Genomic DNA, 15,959 nt, shown 5'->3' with positions numbered 1-15,959 from the left:
TTTTTTTATCGAAAAATCCTGAAGGAAACGTCTTTCATTGATCTCGGGAAAGAGAAGAATAAAACTAAAGAATACCTTTCCCTTGACGAAGAATTTCGGGTTCGCCGCTGGTAAGATCCACAATCGTAGAAGCGACATTATCGCCGTAACCACAATCGATCACGATATCGACCAAATGATCATATTTCTCGGCAATCAGTTCGGGATCCGTGGAATACTCGATTACTTCATCATCATCTTTAATCGAGGTAGAGGCAATCGGGTGGCCTAATTTCTGAACAATCAGCTGCGGGATGATATGGTCAGGAACGCGGATTCCGACCGTTTTTTTTCCTTTGTAAGCAAGCGGTAAGTTTTTGTTGGCTTCTAAAATGAATGTAAATGGTCCTGGGACATTATTTTTCAAATACCGGAAAGTACTGGTGTCAATCGGTCGCGAAAATTCAGACAGGTGACTTAAATCGTTACAGATGATTGAAAAATGGGCTTTTTCCAACTTGATTTTTTTGATCTGCGCGAGCTTTTCCATTGCCCGGATATCAAAAATATTGCAACCCAACGCGTAAACAGTATCGGAAGGGTAAATAATCAATCCACCATTTTTTAACGTACGAACTACCTCGTCGAGCAGGTTTTCCTGTGGATTGTCGGGATATATTTTTAGAATTTTTGCCATATACAAATTTACTAAAAATAGATGAATAAAGTTTTTTCAGATAAAATTTGGAAGTTTAGATAATAGTTGTATATTTGCACCACAATAACGCGGGGTAGAGCAGTAGGTAGCTCGTCGGGCTCATAACCCGGAGGTCGCACGTTCGAGTCGTGTCTCCGCTACTAAGCAAAGAGAATCAAGAAATTGGTTCTCTTTTTTTGTGGGCAATTTTCACGGATAGGGACTCTTTTCGGGGAATTTAAAAGTTTTAAGAGTGCCGTTAAAAAATAGAAATTTCTTTTTTAAAAGTAAATGCTCTAAGTTATGAGGCATCCTTTTCGGTGACTCATTTTTTAAGTCTGGCGACCTGATGGAATTGATCCTATTCTGAAATTCTTCCTTACATTTGAATCATGAAAATTCTGCATACCGCCGATTGGCATTTGGGTAAACGGTTAGACCGTTTTTCGCGTCTGGAAGAACAGGTTTTAGTTTTGAATGAAATAATAGCAATTGCCGATGAACAGAACGTAGATTTAGTTCTTGTCGCTGGAGACTTGTTTGATACTTTTAATCCTAGTGTCGACGCGATTGAATTGTTTTATAAAACGCTGAAACGTTTATCATTAAAGGGAAAACGGCCGGTTATTGCAATTTCCGGAAATCACGATGCTCCCAATTTGATCGATGCTCCCAATCCTTTGGCACGCGAATGCGGTATCATTCTCATCGGACATCCCAATGCTGAAGTTCATCCTTTTGAACTCGAAAATTTTAAAATAACGAATTCTGCCCAAGGTTTTTTAGAATTAAAATTGAACGGTTTTGATTTCCCAATCCGGATTTTGCATACGCCTTACGCTAATGAAATCCGGTTAAAAGAATATTTTGGCGAAAATAAAGAACAGGCGCTTAATCTGGTTTTAGCAGCAAACTGGGCAAGGATTGCCGATGAATTCTGCGATGAAAATGGAGTGAATCTTTTGATGGCTCATTTGTATATGAATAAAAAAGGAACTGAGATTCTGGAAGAACCCGATGGAGAGAAACCTATTAAAATCGGAAACGCAGATTTGATTTTTTCAGAAACCATTCCGCCGCAAATTCAATATACCGCTTTGGGACATTTGCATGGTTTTCAAAATATCGGAACTCCGGAAAAACCGGTCGTTTATTCGTCGTCGCCTTTGTGCTACAGTTTCAGTGAAGCGGGTCAGACCAAATATATTTCCATTATTGAAGCTGAACCGAACAAAGCGGTTTCATTTGAGAAAATTCCTTTGAAAAACGGAAAACCTTTGTTTCGGAAAACTTTCGATTCCGTTGAAAAAACAATTGATTGGCTGACTGAGAATCCAAATTCTCTGGTGGAATTGACTTTAGAAAGTGAAACCTTTTTGAAAGCCGAAGAGCGCAAACAGATTTATCAGTCCCACGGCGGAATTGTTCACTTGATTCCGAAAGTTAAAAGCCAGGAATTTACAGAAAATAACTTGCACGAAATCAATCTCGATCAGGATATTCAGTCTTTGTTTCAGGATTATTTTAAATCCAAAAACAATGGGCAACAGGCTAATGAAGACCTTCTTAATTTGTTAAATGAAATTCTAAATCCTTAATTCATGATTCCAGTTCAACTCACGCTCGAAGGTTTATATTCTTATCAGGAAAGACAGACCATTGATTTTAAAAGTCTTACAGAATCAGGTCTATTCGGCATTTTCGGCTCAGTCGGTTCCGGAAAATCATCCATTTTGGAAGCGATCTCGTTTGCTTTATATGGCGAAACAGAACGGCTGAATGCAAGAGACAAACGGGCTTACAATATGATGAATCTGAAATCAAACCGGTCTTTCATTGAATTTGATTTCTTCAATTTTGAAAATAAGAAATTTCGGGCGACCAGAGAATTTAAACGGAATTCTAAAAACTTTGACGATGTGAAACCATCGAATGTTGTTTTTTATGAATGGAAAGAAAACCGCTGGGAACCTTTGGAACATGTAAATCCGGAAAAAATAATTAATCTTACGTATGCGAATTTTAAACGAACGATTATTATTCCCCAAGGCCAGTTCAAAGAGTTTCTGGAACTGGGCGCGACTGACAGAACGAATATGATGAAAGAGATTTTCAATCTGTATCGGTTTGATCTGCAGAATAATGTTTCAGGTTTGAATGCCAAAAACAAATCTGAACTGGATCAGTTAGAAGGTCAGCTGAAAGGTTTTGAAGAAATAAATGAAGAACAGATTGCTGCTCAGAAAGAAAATTTAACCTTGCTTCAGGTAAAGTTTGAGGAGGCAAAAAATGAATTTAATAAAATTGATAAGAAATATCAGCTTCAAAAGAATCTTAAAACAGATTTTGAACTGTTAAATGAAAAGCAGGAAAGCTTTAAAAAACTTTCGTTTGAAAAAATAGATATTGATTTATTAGAGAAACAAACAGAACGGTTTGAGCAGATTTTCAGATTGTTCAGTCCTTTGATTGGCGAGAAAAATAAACTTCAAAAAGAAATTGATTCTAAAAATCACGAGAAAGAAATTCAGGGTAAAAATTTAGCAGAAACTGAACGGAAATTTAATGTATTGAAAGAAAGCATTACAGCAATTTTGCCTCAATATGAAGTTCTGGAACAGTCTAAAATTAAGGAAAATGATCTGCGTTTGATCCTGCAAATGCTCAGGTTTTCAGCCGAAATAGAAATTCTCAAATCCCGAACTGAAAATGGCGTAAAAGAAGTAGAAAAGGTTTCTGAAAATCAAAAAACAATCAGGAATAAAATTGATGTTTTGGTGAAAAATTCAGAGCTTTTGAAATCGCAAAGATTGGATGCTCAATTATTATTAAATGTCGGAAACTGGTTTTCTAAAAAGAGAAACTTAACGGAAATTCTTCAAGCCCAACTCAAGAAAACAGATGATTTAAATTCAGAAATTCATAACATTTCTGAGGAATTGAAACCTTTTACTATTGATGTTGAAACTTTTAAAAATGATTTTAAACTGAAGAATGATGCTTTAGAAAATCAGAAAAAAAACCTTTCAGAAAAAAGAAATCAGTTGGAAGTTCAGCAGAAACTGGCGCATTTTGCCAATGAACTTCACGACGGAGAATCCTGTCCGCTTTGTGGCGCTTTGGATCATCCGGATATTGTAGAATTTGAAGATGTGAAAAGTGAACTTTCTGCAATTGCTGAGCAAATTATTAAGTTTGAAAACCAGCAGAAAGAGCTGCAACAGACAAGTTCTGAAATTGAAAAGATTCTGGAGAAAAAGAAATTCTTTGAAAGCCAGTTAAAAACAGAAAAAGAAGCTTTTGATCAGATAAAAACGGAAGTTGATACTCATCAAAATAATTTTAGCTGGGAAGAATTTAATGCTGAAAATGAAGCTGATTTTGAATCGAAACGAAACCATTCTTTTGACCTCGAAAAACAAATTGAAGCGCTAAGCCAGGAGATTTCTCAGCAGCAGAAAAATCTTGAGAAAGAGCGTGAAAGCCTGGATAAATTCAATAAAGCGTTAGAAGATTTCAAATTAAAGGAAAAGGAAGTTGAGACGAAATTCAAAACCAATCAGTCAAATTTAAAGAATTTATTATGGGAAGATTTTCGCGAGAAATCTGTGGATGAAGTGGAAGAGCGTTTTCAGAATCTGTCACAATCAAATCTGAAAACGGAACAGGATTACCAAAATTTAATTCAACAGGAAAAAGAACTTTCGCCGAAGTTTGCTGAGCAGAAAGCGGTTTCTGAACAATTGGGAAAACGAATTGCGGAACTTGAAGAAGAAATTTCAGAAAACAGGACTGTTTTAATTCAATACTTAACAGATCAGAAATTTAATAATTTAGAAGAAGTTGAAACCATTTTAGCTCAGGAACTCAATGTTCAGGAGGGAAGAAATCAGATTCAGAAATTTAGAATTGATTTTGAAACTTTGAAAAATGGAGTGGAGGAGTTGTCCTTGAAACTGAAAGGTTTTTCTTTTGATAAAGAACAGTTTGTTGCCCTCGAAATGCAGTTTAAAACGGGTGAAAATGAGCTGAAAACCGCTAATGATAATGTGGTAAAACTGGCTTCGGAAATCGACAGACTTGAAAAAGAATTTAAGAAAAAAGAGGATCTTTTGAAAGAATCAGCGAAACTTCAGAAGCGTGCCGATCATCTGAAAATAATGACCAATCTCTTTAAAGGAGCGGGTTTTGTGCAATATGTTTCTTCGATTTATTTAAGGCAGTTGTGCGATCATGCCAATATTCGCTTTCACCGGATGACCCGAAATCAATTGAGTCTTCAGCTTAATGAAAATAATGATTTTGAAATCGTGGATTTCCTGAATGAAGGCAGAAGCAGAAGTGTGAAAACCTTGTCCGGCGGTCAGTCTTTCCAGGTTTCTTTAAGTCTGGCTTTGGCTTTGGCAGAAAGTGTTCAGGCGAATGCGCAGGCTGAAAAGAATTTCTTTTTTATCGATGAAGGTTTCGGAACTCAGGATTTGGAATCGGTGAATGTCGTATTTGAAACCCTGACCAATTTGCAAAAAGAAAATAGAATCGTTGGCATTATTTCCCATGTTGAAGAACTGAAAGAAAAAATGCCGGTTTCTCTGAATATCATCAAAGACGAAGAAAGAGGGAGTTTGATTTTTTAACCATAAAAGTCATAAAAGATAAATAGCTGCAAAATTTAAAATCTAACTTTCAGAAAAGGACAAAAATGAAAATCTACAGATTTTACTTTGTGCTCTTTTTTTACTGACTTTTTGAATGAAGCTTTTGTGACTTTTGTGGTTTTAATATTGATATTCATTTATCATCCGTTTTTATTTAGCTTAAATCCTCTGGTTTTACTACTATAGCTTCTTCGCGTCATAGTCGCTTTCATTTCCTAGCCGGTCCACCGATTTCAGTGCAATCGTATTCAGTTTTTTTCCATTTTTAGTTAAAGGTAAATTCCTGGAAACGATATCTTTTTCTAAAATTTCAGTTTCCCAGGTGTCACCATTTTTCACATACAGAATCCATTGAAAAACATTCGGAGCATCCAAAGCATTCCATTTGATATTCACAGAATTGCCGTTATTTTCAACAGAAAGATTGGGCTTGTCTAAAGGTTTTGATTTAATCCAAGGTGTTCTGGGAATCAATGCCTGCGTTTGATACGCATTTTTCACCGCGTTGAACATGGCCGCATTTTTTGATAATCCATCGACGCTGTAATGTACCGAGCCCGAATTGTTTTTTAAAATCTGGCGCGTCAGGTTAATTTGGGATACGATTTCTGCCGGACGGTCACTCACACCATTCAGCCCAATCGTGTTCAGACCCGGATAAAGATGACGTTTCTGCGTGTTCTCACTTTCCCACCATTTCAGCAGCGCTGGGAAACTTTGGGGGCCGTCATTTTTCCAGTAGAGTTGGGGCGAGAAATAATCCAGCCAGCCTTGGTTCAGCCATAATTTGGCATCAGCGTATAATTCATCATATTGGGAGGAACCTTTGATTCCTTCCGGAAAACCGGGTTTCCAGATTCCAAAAGGGCTGATTCCAAACTGCACGTAACTTTTTTCGGCTTTGATTTCATCATGAATTCTTTTGATGAATTTATTCACGTTTGCTCTTCGCCAGTCTGCCCGCGAGAGGTTTCCGCCTTGCTTTAGATAATCGTTCCAGGTTTTGTTGTCCGGGAAATCTTTCCCGCCATTATATTCTTTATAAGGATAAAAATAATCGTCGATATGGACTGCATCGATATCATAGCGTTTGACCAGATCTTTAATCACTTTTGAAGCATGATCCTGCGTTTTCCCGTCAGACGGATCCATCCAGTACATCCCGTTGCGGAGTTTGACGATTTGGTCAGGCATTTTCTTAATAACTGATTCTTCGGTAATCGGCCCGCCAGTGGTGTGATGAGCGCGGTAGGGATTTAGCCAGACATGCAGTTCCATTCCCCGCCGGTGGGCTTCTGTAATCCAGAATTCTAACGGATCATAAAAAGGAGCGGGAGCTTTTCCTATAGAACCGGTCAGGAAATAAGACCAGGGTTCCAGATCGCTTTTATACATTGCATCTGCAGAAGGACGTGCCTGAAAAATCACCGCATTGAAATTGGCGTCTTTCAACAGATCCAAAATTTTGATGGCTTCGTCTTTTTGTTGCTGACTTGTCAGATTGTTTTTGGAAGGCCAGTTGATATTTGCCACCGTGGCAATCCACGCAGCCCGGAATTCACGGTTCACTTCCGGAAGGTTGAGGGTGATTTTTTTCTCGGAATCAGGCAGAGGTTGGCCAGGTTTTGCGGGCAAAGGTTTCGTGGTCGTCACTGGCTTTTTAGCAACCTGTTTCGCAGGTTTTTGGGTAGAACAGGAATTGATGAAAATTGCTGTTGCAACCAGTAGGGTATATTGTAAGTTTCGGATATTCATGGTACAAAAATACTATTATTATAAGAACTGAAAAATCGGCGTTATTGTATGGGGAGAATTCATAAATTAAAATATTACGAAGAGACGCAATGTTTTGCGTCTCCTTTTTCATGTCCTGTTTTTAGTGTTGTAGTGACATTTACATTAACGGAAAAATGAAGAAATAATAGTCGTGGTGTTTTAGAAACCGAGCACAACCTTCAAAATATGGTTCAAAATATAAAAATTTGGAAAGCCTTTAACTTTGCCAAAGTTCTAAACTTTGGCAAAGTTGATTAATGTGCGGCTTTTTTGGACTTTTGACCAACTTAAATTGCATCAATCTTTTGTGGGTTTTGGGGTTGAATAGGATGGAGGCACAGCACATACTGTAACTTTGGCAAAGTTGATTAATGCGCGGCTTTTTTGGACTTTTGACCAATTTAAATTGCATCAATCTTTTGCGGGTTTTGGGGTTGAATAGGATGGAGGCACAGCGCATACTGTTAACTTTGCCAAAGTTCTAAACTTTGGCAAAGTTGATTAATGCGCGGCTTTTTTTAACTTTTGACCAACTTAAATTGCATCAATCTTTTGCGGCTTTTGGGGTTGAATAGGATGGAGCCACAGCGCATACTGTTAACTTTGCCAAAGTTCTAAACTTTGGCAAAGTTGATTAGTGCGCGGCTTTTTTGGACTTTTGACCAACTTAAATTGCATCAATCTTTTGCGGCTTTTGGGATTGAATAGGATGGAGCCACAGCACATACTGTTAACTTTGGCAAAGTTGATTAGTGCGCGGCTTTTTGGACTTTTGACCAACTTAAATTGCGTCAATCTTTTGCGGCTTTTGGGGTTGAATAGATGGAGCCATAGCGCATACTGAGAAAATATTTTACGAAATGTCCCGGTCTCTTAACAGACCGGTTGGAAAACATTTTCTGCTTTACGGTTTCCCTTTTTGCGGGATTCGCTAAAATGAGTATCTTTAAAACTTCACATTTAAATACTATTTATGTCTCTAACATTTCTACTATTGGTGATGATCGCGGTGCTTGTTACCATTGGAGTCATTACAAAAAAACTCAACATCCTAACCTACGCTGAACCGGATAAAAACGGAAATCAAAAACCTGTTGGCGTTAAATGGAAACCGGTTACTTTTATTCTGCTTGCCGTTGTTGCGGCGCTTTTTCAACCCATGAATTACGAAGTCATCAGCGTGGGTCACAAAGGACTTCTCATCAATCTACTCGGCGATAAAAGAGGCGCTTCGAATACCGAAGAAGTTTCGGGAGTCGTGTTTTATAACAAATACACCCAGGAAATACAGGAAGTTCCGCTCGACCAGCGGCATATTGAATATCCGGAATCTATTATCGTGGCGAAAGGCGGGTTCCCATGCCCAATCAAGCCTTCGTTCAACTATTCGGTGAAGGAATCTACGGCGGCGGATATGTTTACCAACCTGAGATCCACGTACAAAAAGGGCGGCCTGGAAGCCATACAGGAAGGCTGGCTGAACAATGCCATCATCGGGGCCATCAATGATGTGGCGAACCGGCATTCGATTGATTACCTGTTCAACAACCGGGAAACTTATGAGGCAGAAATTCTCTCGGAAGTGAATAAAAGAATCGGGAAATGGTTTATGGTTTCTCAATTGAAAACCAATATTCAGCCGCCGAAAGCCATCCGCCAGTCGATTGAAGACAAGGCGACGGCCGATGCTGATGCGATTAAAGCAGAAGCTCAGGCAAGAGTTGCGCAGGCGGATGCACAGAGAAAGATACAGCTGGCGAAAGGAGATTCCGCTTCTGTGGTCATCAGAGCGCAGGCCGAGGCAAAAGCCATCAGCCTGAAACAGCAGGAAATTACGCCTACTTATGTGGAATACCAGCGTGTGCTGAAATGGGATGGCGTGATGCCGAGCACGGTGCTGGGGAGTGGGAGTAATACGCTGTTGAATGTGAAGTAACCAATACATCACACTAAAGCATTTTTGTCTCACCTACTACATAATAGATTTTTTAACAAAAATTGCGCTTGTTACTATGAATACTAATTTTGAAGGTTTTGTAATTTATAATAAAAATGAAAATAAAAACAAAGCATTTGCTGTGGTTTCTGAAAATTATGAATGTAAAGCAGAATCAATAAAAATACCTGAAACGTTTAAGAAATTTATCGTTCCAATTGAAGACAAAAGATTCTACAATCATAGGGGCATTGATTTTAAGGGAACAACAAGAGCACTCCTTAGAAACGTAGTAAATATGAAAATTTTAGAGGGAGGCAGTACTTTATCTCAACAGTTAGCTCGAAATCTTTTAAAAGACAACTCAAAAACATTACATAGAAAAGTTAAAGAAACACTAAAAGCAATTGAACTTGAGCATTATTATTCTAAGGATGATATTCTTAACTTATATTTTAATAATATTTATTTTGGGAGAAATTTGAGAGGAATAAGAACTGCCTCCTTGTATTATTTTGACAAAGAAACTGAAAAACTAAATAACTCTGAGATCCTATTTTTAATAACCATTTTAAGAGGTCCAAATTATTATCTAAGTAATGTTGAAATTACAAATAAAAGAATGCAGATGCTTTCTGACTTATTATTAGAAAACCAAAACATAAATTCTAATCAACATAAAAAATTAATAAAAAGGAAAATTAATATTGAAAATAACAAAATTTCCCTGGTGAGAAAGAGTGTTGTCCCGTTTATTTCTGAAAAAATTGATGTAAATAAGAAGACTATAATTTCAACTCTAACTCAATCCCATCAAAAATTTGCTGAGAAATTTATTCAAGATTCAAAATACCCAACTTCGGTTGTTATAATTAAAAATCAAAAAGTGGTAGGTTTTTCTAGTTATTATGGTTCTGATTATCCTTTTATCTTTAAATCAAATGTAGGTTCTACACTTAAACCATTTATTTATTATCTAGAAAGAAAGGAATTCATAGTTCGGAAAAATTTGATTCTTATAAGAACAATCTGCAATGGAATGTTAGGGAGGCATCTTGGGTAAATCCGAAATTAAATATGGACGATGCTTTATTTCACTCGAATAACAATTCGTTTATTAATATTTCAGATAAAATAGGAATAAATGATACTTTGAATTTTATTTCTGAAACGTTAGAATTACCGTGTGAAGAAGCATATCCATCAACTATTTTAGGAGCCACTAAAAGTGGCATTTCTTTATTTCAATTAACTTTGTCTTATAATAAATTTTTAACTCAGAACATTGATAGCGATAAAAAGGAATTGATGAAAGTGTTGAATAAAATTTTCAGAAATAAACTTAATATAGATATAGAAAACGCTTTTTTAAAAACGGGAACAACCAACAATAATGAAGAGAGATTAGCAATTATTCATCACGCTGATACTACATATGGATTTTTACGAAATGAAAACCCTAAAAATGATAATTCAAAAGAAGGAAATATTTTTAAGCATATAAAAAGAGCTTTTTATTCAATGATAAACCCTCCAAAAGAATATAAATGGATATAATTCAATCAATAAAAAATGCAGATTCAAATTTAATAGTTTTCCTCTTAACTAGTTTAATTGCTTTTATTTCATGGATAATAAAAGCTTCCATAGAAAAACCAATTACCGAATCGAAAGCTACATTTGAAAACACATATAATACTAGAATTGAAATATTAACAGAAATAAAAAATAGACTTACTTTAATTCTATATTTTAACTCAGGGGACGATAATCTAAAATTTAAAGAACAAATACAAGGACTTTTACTTAAGGATGGAAAGTCAGCCTATTTAAGCAAAGAAATTTTAGACAATACTATAAGAATATCTATTGATGAAACCAATAATAAAGATCTTATTTCAGATACCATCTCTAAAATTGATATTGAACTTTACAAGCTTATATCAAAAATTGAAGATGAAATAAATTTTTATAGAAAGTTCTCTAATTACAATCCATTACGAAAACTACTAGGAATAGTTTTTTTAGCTCTGCAAAATATAATAACAATTCTGCTTATCGCACTAATTATATTTATATTGATAAATTTCTATATCCAAAGCGAAACCTGCGGAAAAATATTTATTATCGGAATCTCTATCCTTTTACTCTGGACTTCAAATTGGTATTTATCAACTAAATAATCCCCACTGCACCCCGCTGCCGCGCGAATCCTTTCGCGTGGCCACAATAAGATCGAACAACAATATCAGCAGAATTTAATATTTTTACGTAAAGCATTGTCGCAAATGAGCCGAAACTATAAATTCCATAATCCTGAAGGTCTTTATTTTATCAGTTTCGCAGTTGTGGGCTGGTTGGATGTGTTCATCCGAAACGAGTATAAAGATTTATTTTTAGAAAGTGTAAGGTTTTGCCAGAGAGAAAAAGGTTTGGAAATTCATGCGTGGTGCATCATGTCCAGTCATGTTAATTTGGTTTTCAGGAGTATAAAAGGACAAAAGCCTGAATTGCTGATCGGTGATCTTAAAAGATTTACCAGCAAAGCAATTGTAAAAGCAATTATGGAACATCCTAAAGAAAGCCGGAAAGATTTTCTTTTGGAGGCTTTCAGGAAAGAAGCAGAAAAAAGTTCAAATGTCACTCATTATAAGTTTTGGCGCCACGATAATAACCCCATTGAATTATGGAGCAACCGTGTCATTAAACAAAAAATAGATTACGTACATCAGAATCCTGTGGAAGCAGGTTTGGTTTTCAGAGCGGAAGATTACCGGTACAGCAGTGCCATCGATTATTCGGATGAAAAAGGACTTTTGGATGGTATTGAGGTTTTCAGGATGTTTGATTTTTGATCCTGTTTAATATATTGGGGCCACACGAAAGGATTCGTGCAGCAGCGGGAATTGGAAAGTGAAATTAATTCAAAATAAATAATATGGATACCGTTTTTTGGATATCTGTAAAAATCATGCAGGTAATGAGCAACATGCTTGGGATTACCTATCAGCAATTGAATGTTGTTTTGTTTGTAATAGTTCACCCAGCAATTACTTTAATTTTGTTTTTGAAATTCAGAAAATATAAAAGGCTTTGGACAGAACAACAAAACATAAAAAACACCTAATGAAGGGAATGCTGTGCAAAGACTTTTGATTGGAGCCATCTAAAAAATCCCAGCTGCCGCGCGAATCCCTTCGCGTGGTCACCATAGATCACACAACAATATCCCCATAATTTTCTGTTTTTACGTAAAGCATAACAGCAAACGAGCCGAAACTATAAATTCCATAATTCTAATGGTCTTTATTTTATCAGCTTCGCAGCAGTGGGCTGGTGGATGCAGGAGAAAAACTGAGATAAATCAGTGATTTTTTTTCAGATTACGGAAGCGGCAGGTTTTTTTAAAGCGTAACTTTAAAAGAAATAATTGTCTAACAAAAAATGATAATATTATGAAAGGCTGGAAATTTACCAAAACACATGTGCCGATTGAACTGATCGAAAAACCCGACCCTGTAGCTGCACCCGGTGAGGTCGTCATCGACATTAAGGCTTCAGGACTCTGTCATTCCGATGTGGGAGCGCTTGAAGATGAAGGATGGATGCACATCATTACCGCTGCCCCGCTTATTTTCGGTCACGAATGTGCGGGCGTGATCTCTGAAGTCGGTCAGGGCGTTGAAGGCTACAAAATTGGCGACCGTGTTGGCGTTGCACCCATTCACCCTGAAACAGGAGCTGCAATAGGTTACCAGCGCGATGGCGGTTACGCGACAAAACTCTCGGTTCCGGCAGTGCAGCTGGTGCCAATGCCCGCCGGAGTCACTTTTGCCCAGGGAGCAGCGGCTACTGATGCAGGCATGACCTCTTACCACGCGATCTTCCGTACGGGAGGCGCAAAAGCCGGGATGAAAATCGGGATTATAGGAATTGGTGGACTCGGACAGTTCGGTGCACGCGCAGCCATTGCCGAAGGTGCCGAAGTTTACGCTGTAGATTTAAGTCCTGAAGCCCGCGAACTCGCCATGGAAATGGGCTGCAGGGAGGTTTTTGACAAGGTGATGGACCTCGAACCTGTGGGCTGTCAGCTGATTGTAGATTTTGCAGGTTTCGGAACCACCACCGCTGAAGCCATTGAAGCCATCGCACCCGACGGAACGGTGGTACAGGTGGGCATGGGCAAACTGGAATCGACCATCAATACCAGAACTTTAATCCTGAAAAGGGTAACCCTACGCGGCAGCCAGGGTGGCGACGGACAGGACATTGCGAATGTGTACCGCCTGATGGCAGAAGGGAAACTCGATGCCGATCTTACCGAAATAAAATTTGAGGAAGTGGCGGAAGGCCTCGAAAGACTGCACAAAGGCGGCGTAAAAGGCCGACTGGTTGCAATCCAGGACTGATCATCCATCAAACAAATTGAAAAGGTTCTGCAAATGCGGAACCTTTTTTTTTAGCGATCTCGCCGCTGCCGAATCCTTTCGCATGGCCACCATAAGATCGCACAATTGTATTTTGTCTAAAAAAGCCTCTGCGGTTCAGTAAAGTTCAATTTTGCCTGTTTCGCGTGTTTTTATACGGCATATTTGCCGGTTGCAAAGGAATGTCAAAGGAATGTCAAAGGAATGTCAAAGGAAAGGGTAAGTAATGTCTGCCGCTGCGAAAAGTCTCCTGAGTTTGAGGGTTCTGAAAAATCATTATCTTCGATAAAATACACCCCACTGCACAAAATATCCTGACTCTCAGCTTTCTAAAAAATCACTATCTTTGATAAAACACAACAATGAAAGCCGGGTGCGTCATCAGGGATCAGGAAAAACCACATTTGGTAGCTCCTGCTGTGGTGGATTGTATGTTCACGGGGAAAACCTGTTGCGACCTTCTTACATTTTTCACCCTCACTTTATTGTTTTTAAATACTGTAGCCTGCAATGGCGGCAAATCGGCCGAAACGGTAAACGGAACAGAGAAATCGGAAACCGGAAAAAGGGATTCCGTAGAGAAAAAAACAGTGCACACCATTGATATTGATACGGCCGATTTCAATAAAAGAATTATCGCCTTAAGCAACAGTGACACCAGCGGCAGATGGCCTGTAAAAGCGCCTTATCCTTTGCCCGGAGCGTTATTGCCCTACCATAGAATTGTTGCCTTTTACGGAAATTTATATTCGGCAAGAATGGGAATCCTAGGGGAACTGCCCCGAAAAGAAATGCTGGCGAAACTGGAAAGCGAAATAGCCAAATGGAAAGCGATAGATGCTACGGTACAGACAATTCCTGCTTTGCACTATATTGCGGTTACGGCTCAGGGTGCACCGGGAAAAAATAATATGCACCGCCTGCGAATGCCTTTTAACCAAATCGATACGATTATCAGTTGGGCAAAACCCATCAATGCGCTGGTGTTTCTGGACATTCAGGTGGGACACAGCTCCGTGAAAGCGGAAGTGACAGAACTGGAACAATACCTTTCTAAGCCCAATGTACATCTCGGCATTGATCCCGAATTCTCGATGAAAAACGGAGAGCGGCCGGGTTCCAAAATTGGGTATTTTAATGCCGCAGATATTAATGATGCCATTGATATTCTGGTGAAAATCGTAAGGAAAAACAAGTTGCCTCCAAAAATATTGGTGGTCCACCGGTTTACTCAGGCAATGGTGAAAAATTATAAAGAAATCAAAACCGTTCCCGAAGTCCAGATCGTCATGAATATGGATGGTTTTGGAAGTAAAAGCTTAAAAAAAGACTCTTATGTGAGTTATATTTATAGAGAACCTGTGCAGTTTACCGGTTTCAAGTTATTCTATAAAAATGATGCGAAATTGTACACTCCCGAAGAATTAATGAAATTCACTCCGATACCAATTTACATCCAGTACCAGTAATTTAATTTTTGACTGATGAAAAATATTCTTGAGTCCGTTTTTGTTGGGTTGTTTTTATGGGCCGGCTGTCAACCGGAACCCGGTAAAATAACTGCCGGGATGCCACTTATTGCCGCTCCCGCAAAAACCGCATTGCAAAAAAAAGTCATGGCCGATGCAGCGACTGTTCTGTCGAGAAAAGAAGTGCCTGTTTTATGCTATCATAATATAAAGGATTTCAGTGCCAGCGCGGGTGAAAACACAAAAGTATATAGCGTAAAACCTGCTGCTTTTGCAGAACAGATGAAAGCCTTGGCCGATGCGGGATACCAAACCGTTTTGCCGGAACAGCTGTATAATTATTTAGTTTTTGACGGCCCATTACCCGAAAAACCAATCATGATCACCTTTGATGATACGAGGGAAGCGCAGTTCAGTATTGGCGCTACCGAGATGAAGAAATACGGTTTCAAAGGCGTGTTTTTTATCATGACCGTTTCTATTAACCGTCCCGGATATATGAGCAAAGAGGAAATCAAAAGCTTATCGGACGGCGGCCATGTTATAGGCGCACATACCTGGGATCACCACATGGTCACTAAATACAAGGGAGACGACTGGGTTACACAACTAGTAAAACCAAAGGCTCAACTGGAGGAAATCACAGGTAAACCGGTAACGGATTTTGCTTATCCAAATGGAGTATGGAATACCGCAGCCATCGCTGAAATAAAAAAGAGTGATTATAAAATGGCTTATATCCTGTCTACCAAAAGAGATCCTGCAGATCCATTATACACCATCAGACGTATGATTGTTTCCGGAACCTGGTCAACACAAGGGATGATGAACGCTGTACATTCTTCTTTTCACTGAAACAGATCAGGGTTTAGGAAAGAAGAAAACCCTTGCAGAGGTGTTTTTGCAGCTATTTTGAAGATTCTGTTACGCTGAAATACGCGATATTCCGACATCGCATAATTATTTCATTTACTCATGCTAAATAATAAACAAAAAAAAGCCCCAATAAAACTGGGGCTT

13 protein-coding genes and 1 tRNA gene are annotated in these 15,959 nt (G+C 38.3%); 12 read left to right on the top strand and 2 right to left on the bottom strand.

Annotated elements, in window-relative coordinates:
* Positions 1-64: 64 nt before the first annotated feature.
* Positions 65-676, bottom strand: coding sequence for an L-threonylcarbamoyladenylate synthase (locus QGN23_RS02950; protein WP_282905544.1), 612 nt, complete (start codon positions 674-676; stop codon positions 65-67).
* Between the two features lie 88 nt (positions 677-764).
* On the opposite strand from QGN23_RS02950, the gene QGN23_RS02945 reads away from it, so the two are divergent.
* The 3 genes from QGN23_RS02945 (at position 765) to QGN23_RS02935 (ending at position 5,310) form a co-directional block, all read left to right on the top strand.
* Positions 765-837: transfer RNA gene (locus QGN23_RS02945), tRNA-Met, on the top strand.
* A 231-nt stretch (positions 838-1,068) separates the two neighbouring features.
* Positions 1,069-2,274 carry a metallophosphoesterase family protein gene (locus tag QGN23_RS02940; RefSeq protein ID WP_282905543.1) on the top strand — a complete coding sequence of 402 codons (1,206 nt, stop codon included), beginning with the start codon at positions 1,069-1,071 and terminating at the stop codon, positions 2,272-2,274.
* Between the two features lie 3 nt (positions 2,275-2,277).
* Entirely contained in the window at positions 2,278-5,310 is a 3,033-nt protein-coding gene (locus QGN23_RS02935; protein ID WP_282905542.1) for an AAA family ATPase, read from the top strand.
* Between the two features lie 201 nt (positions 5,311-5,511).
* Here the strand turns inward: QGN23_RS02935 and QGN23_RS02930 are convergent, their stop codons facing one another.
* Positions 5,512-7,086 (bottom strand): glycoside hydrolase family 10 protein, encoded by a 1,575-nt coding sequence (locus QGN23_RS02930; protein WP_282905541.1) that lies wholly within the window; start codon positions 7,084-7,086, stop codon positions 5,512-5,514.
* Positions 7,087-8,080: 994 nt separating this feature from the next.
* Here QGN23_RS02930 and QGN23_RS02925 point away from each other — a divergent pair.
* The 9 genes from QGN23_RS02925 (at position 8,081) to QGN23_RS02885 (ending at position 15,794) form a co-directional block, all read left to right on the top strand.
* The gene (locus QGN23_RS02925; RefSeq protein WP_282905540.1) at positions 8,081-9,043 is read left to right on the top strand and encodes an SPFH domain-containing protein; all 963 of its coding nucleotides are present in this window, start codon (positions 8,081-8,083) and stop codon (positions 9,041-9,043) included.
* A gap of 76 nt (positions 9,044-9,119) precedes the next feature.
* On the top strand, positions 9,120-10,106 hold the full coding sequence (locus QGN23_RS02920; RefSeq protein ID WP_282905539.1) for a transglycosylase domain-containing protein: 987 nt from the start codon (positions 9,120-9,122) through the stop codon (positions 10,104-10,106).
* Between the two features lie 14 nt (positions 10,107-10,120).
* Positions 10,121-10,600, top strand: a complete 480-nt coding sequence (locus QGN23_RS02915; protein WP_282905538.1) for a hypothetical protein — start codon at positions 10,121-10,123, stop codon at positions 10,598-10,600.
* The gene (locus tag QGN23_RS02910; protein ID WP_282905537.1) at positions 10,591-11,226 is read left to right on the top strand and encodes a hypothetical protein; all 636 of its coding nucleotides are present in this window, start codon (positions 10,591-10,593) and stop codon (positions 11,224-11,226) included. Before QGN23_RS02915 ends, QGN23_RS02910 begins: the two co-directional genes overlap by 10 nt.
* 105 nt (positions 11,227-11,331) lie before the next feature.
* Positions 11,332-11,898 (top strand): REP-associated tyrosine transposase, encoded by a 567-nt coding sequence (locus tag QGN23_RS02905; protein ID WP_282905536.1) that lies wholly within the window; start codon positions 11,332-11,334, stop codon positions 11,896-11,898.
* An 83-nt stretch (positions 11,899-11,981) separates the two neighbouring features.
* A complete protein-coding gene (locus tag QGN23_RS02900) occupies positions 11,982-12,170 on the top strand; it encodes a hypothetical protein (RefSeq protein ID WP_282905535.1) in 189 nt (62 codons plus the stop codon).
* Between the two features lie 328 nt (positions 12,171-12,498).
* Positions 12,499-13,452, top strand: coding sequence for a zinc-binding dehydrogenase (locus QGN23_RS02895; RefSeq protein WP_282905534.1), 954 nt, complete (start codon positions 12,499-12,501; stop codon positions 13,450-13,452).
* Between the two features lie 380 nt (positions 13,453-13,832).
* Positions 13,833-14,939 carry a hypothetical protein gene (locus QGN23_RS02890; RefSeq protein ID WP_282905533.1) on the top strand — a complete coding sequence of 369 codons (1,107 nt, stop codon included), beginning with the start codon at positions 13,833-13,835 and terminating at the stop codon, positions 14,937-14,939.
* A 15-nt stretch (positions 14,940-14,954) separates the two neighbouring features.
* Positions 14,955-15,794 carry a polysaccharide deacetylase family protein gene (locus QGN23_RS02885; protein WP_282905532.1) on the top strand — a complete coding sequence of 280 codons (840 nt, stop codon included), beginning with the start codon at positions 14,955-14,957 and terminating at the stop codon, positions 15,792-15,794.
* Positions 15,795-15,959: the final 165 nt, after the last annotated feature.

Origin of the sequence: Chryseobacterium gotjawalense, from assembly GCF_030012525.1 — a bacterium.
Taxonomy (GTDB): Bacteria; Bacteroidota; Bacteroidia; order Flavobacteriales; family Weeksellaceae; genus Kaistella; species Kaistella gotjawalense.
The sequence above is the reverse complement of the archived record's forward strand: the minus strand, read 5'-3'. Positions and strand labels throughout refer to the sequence as shown.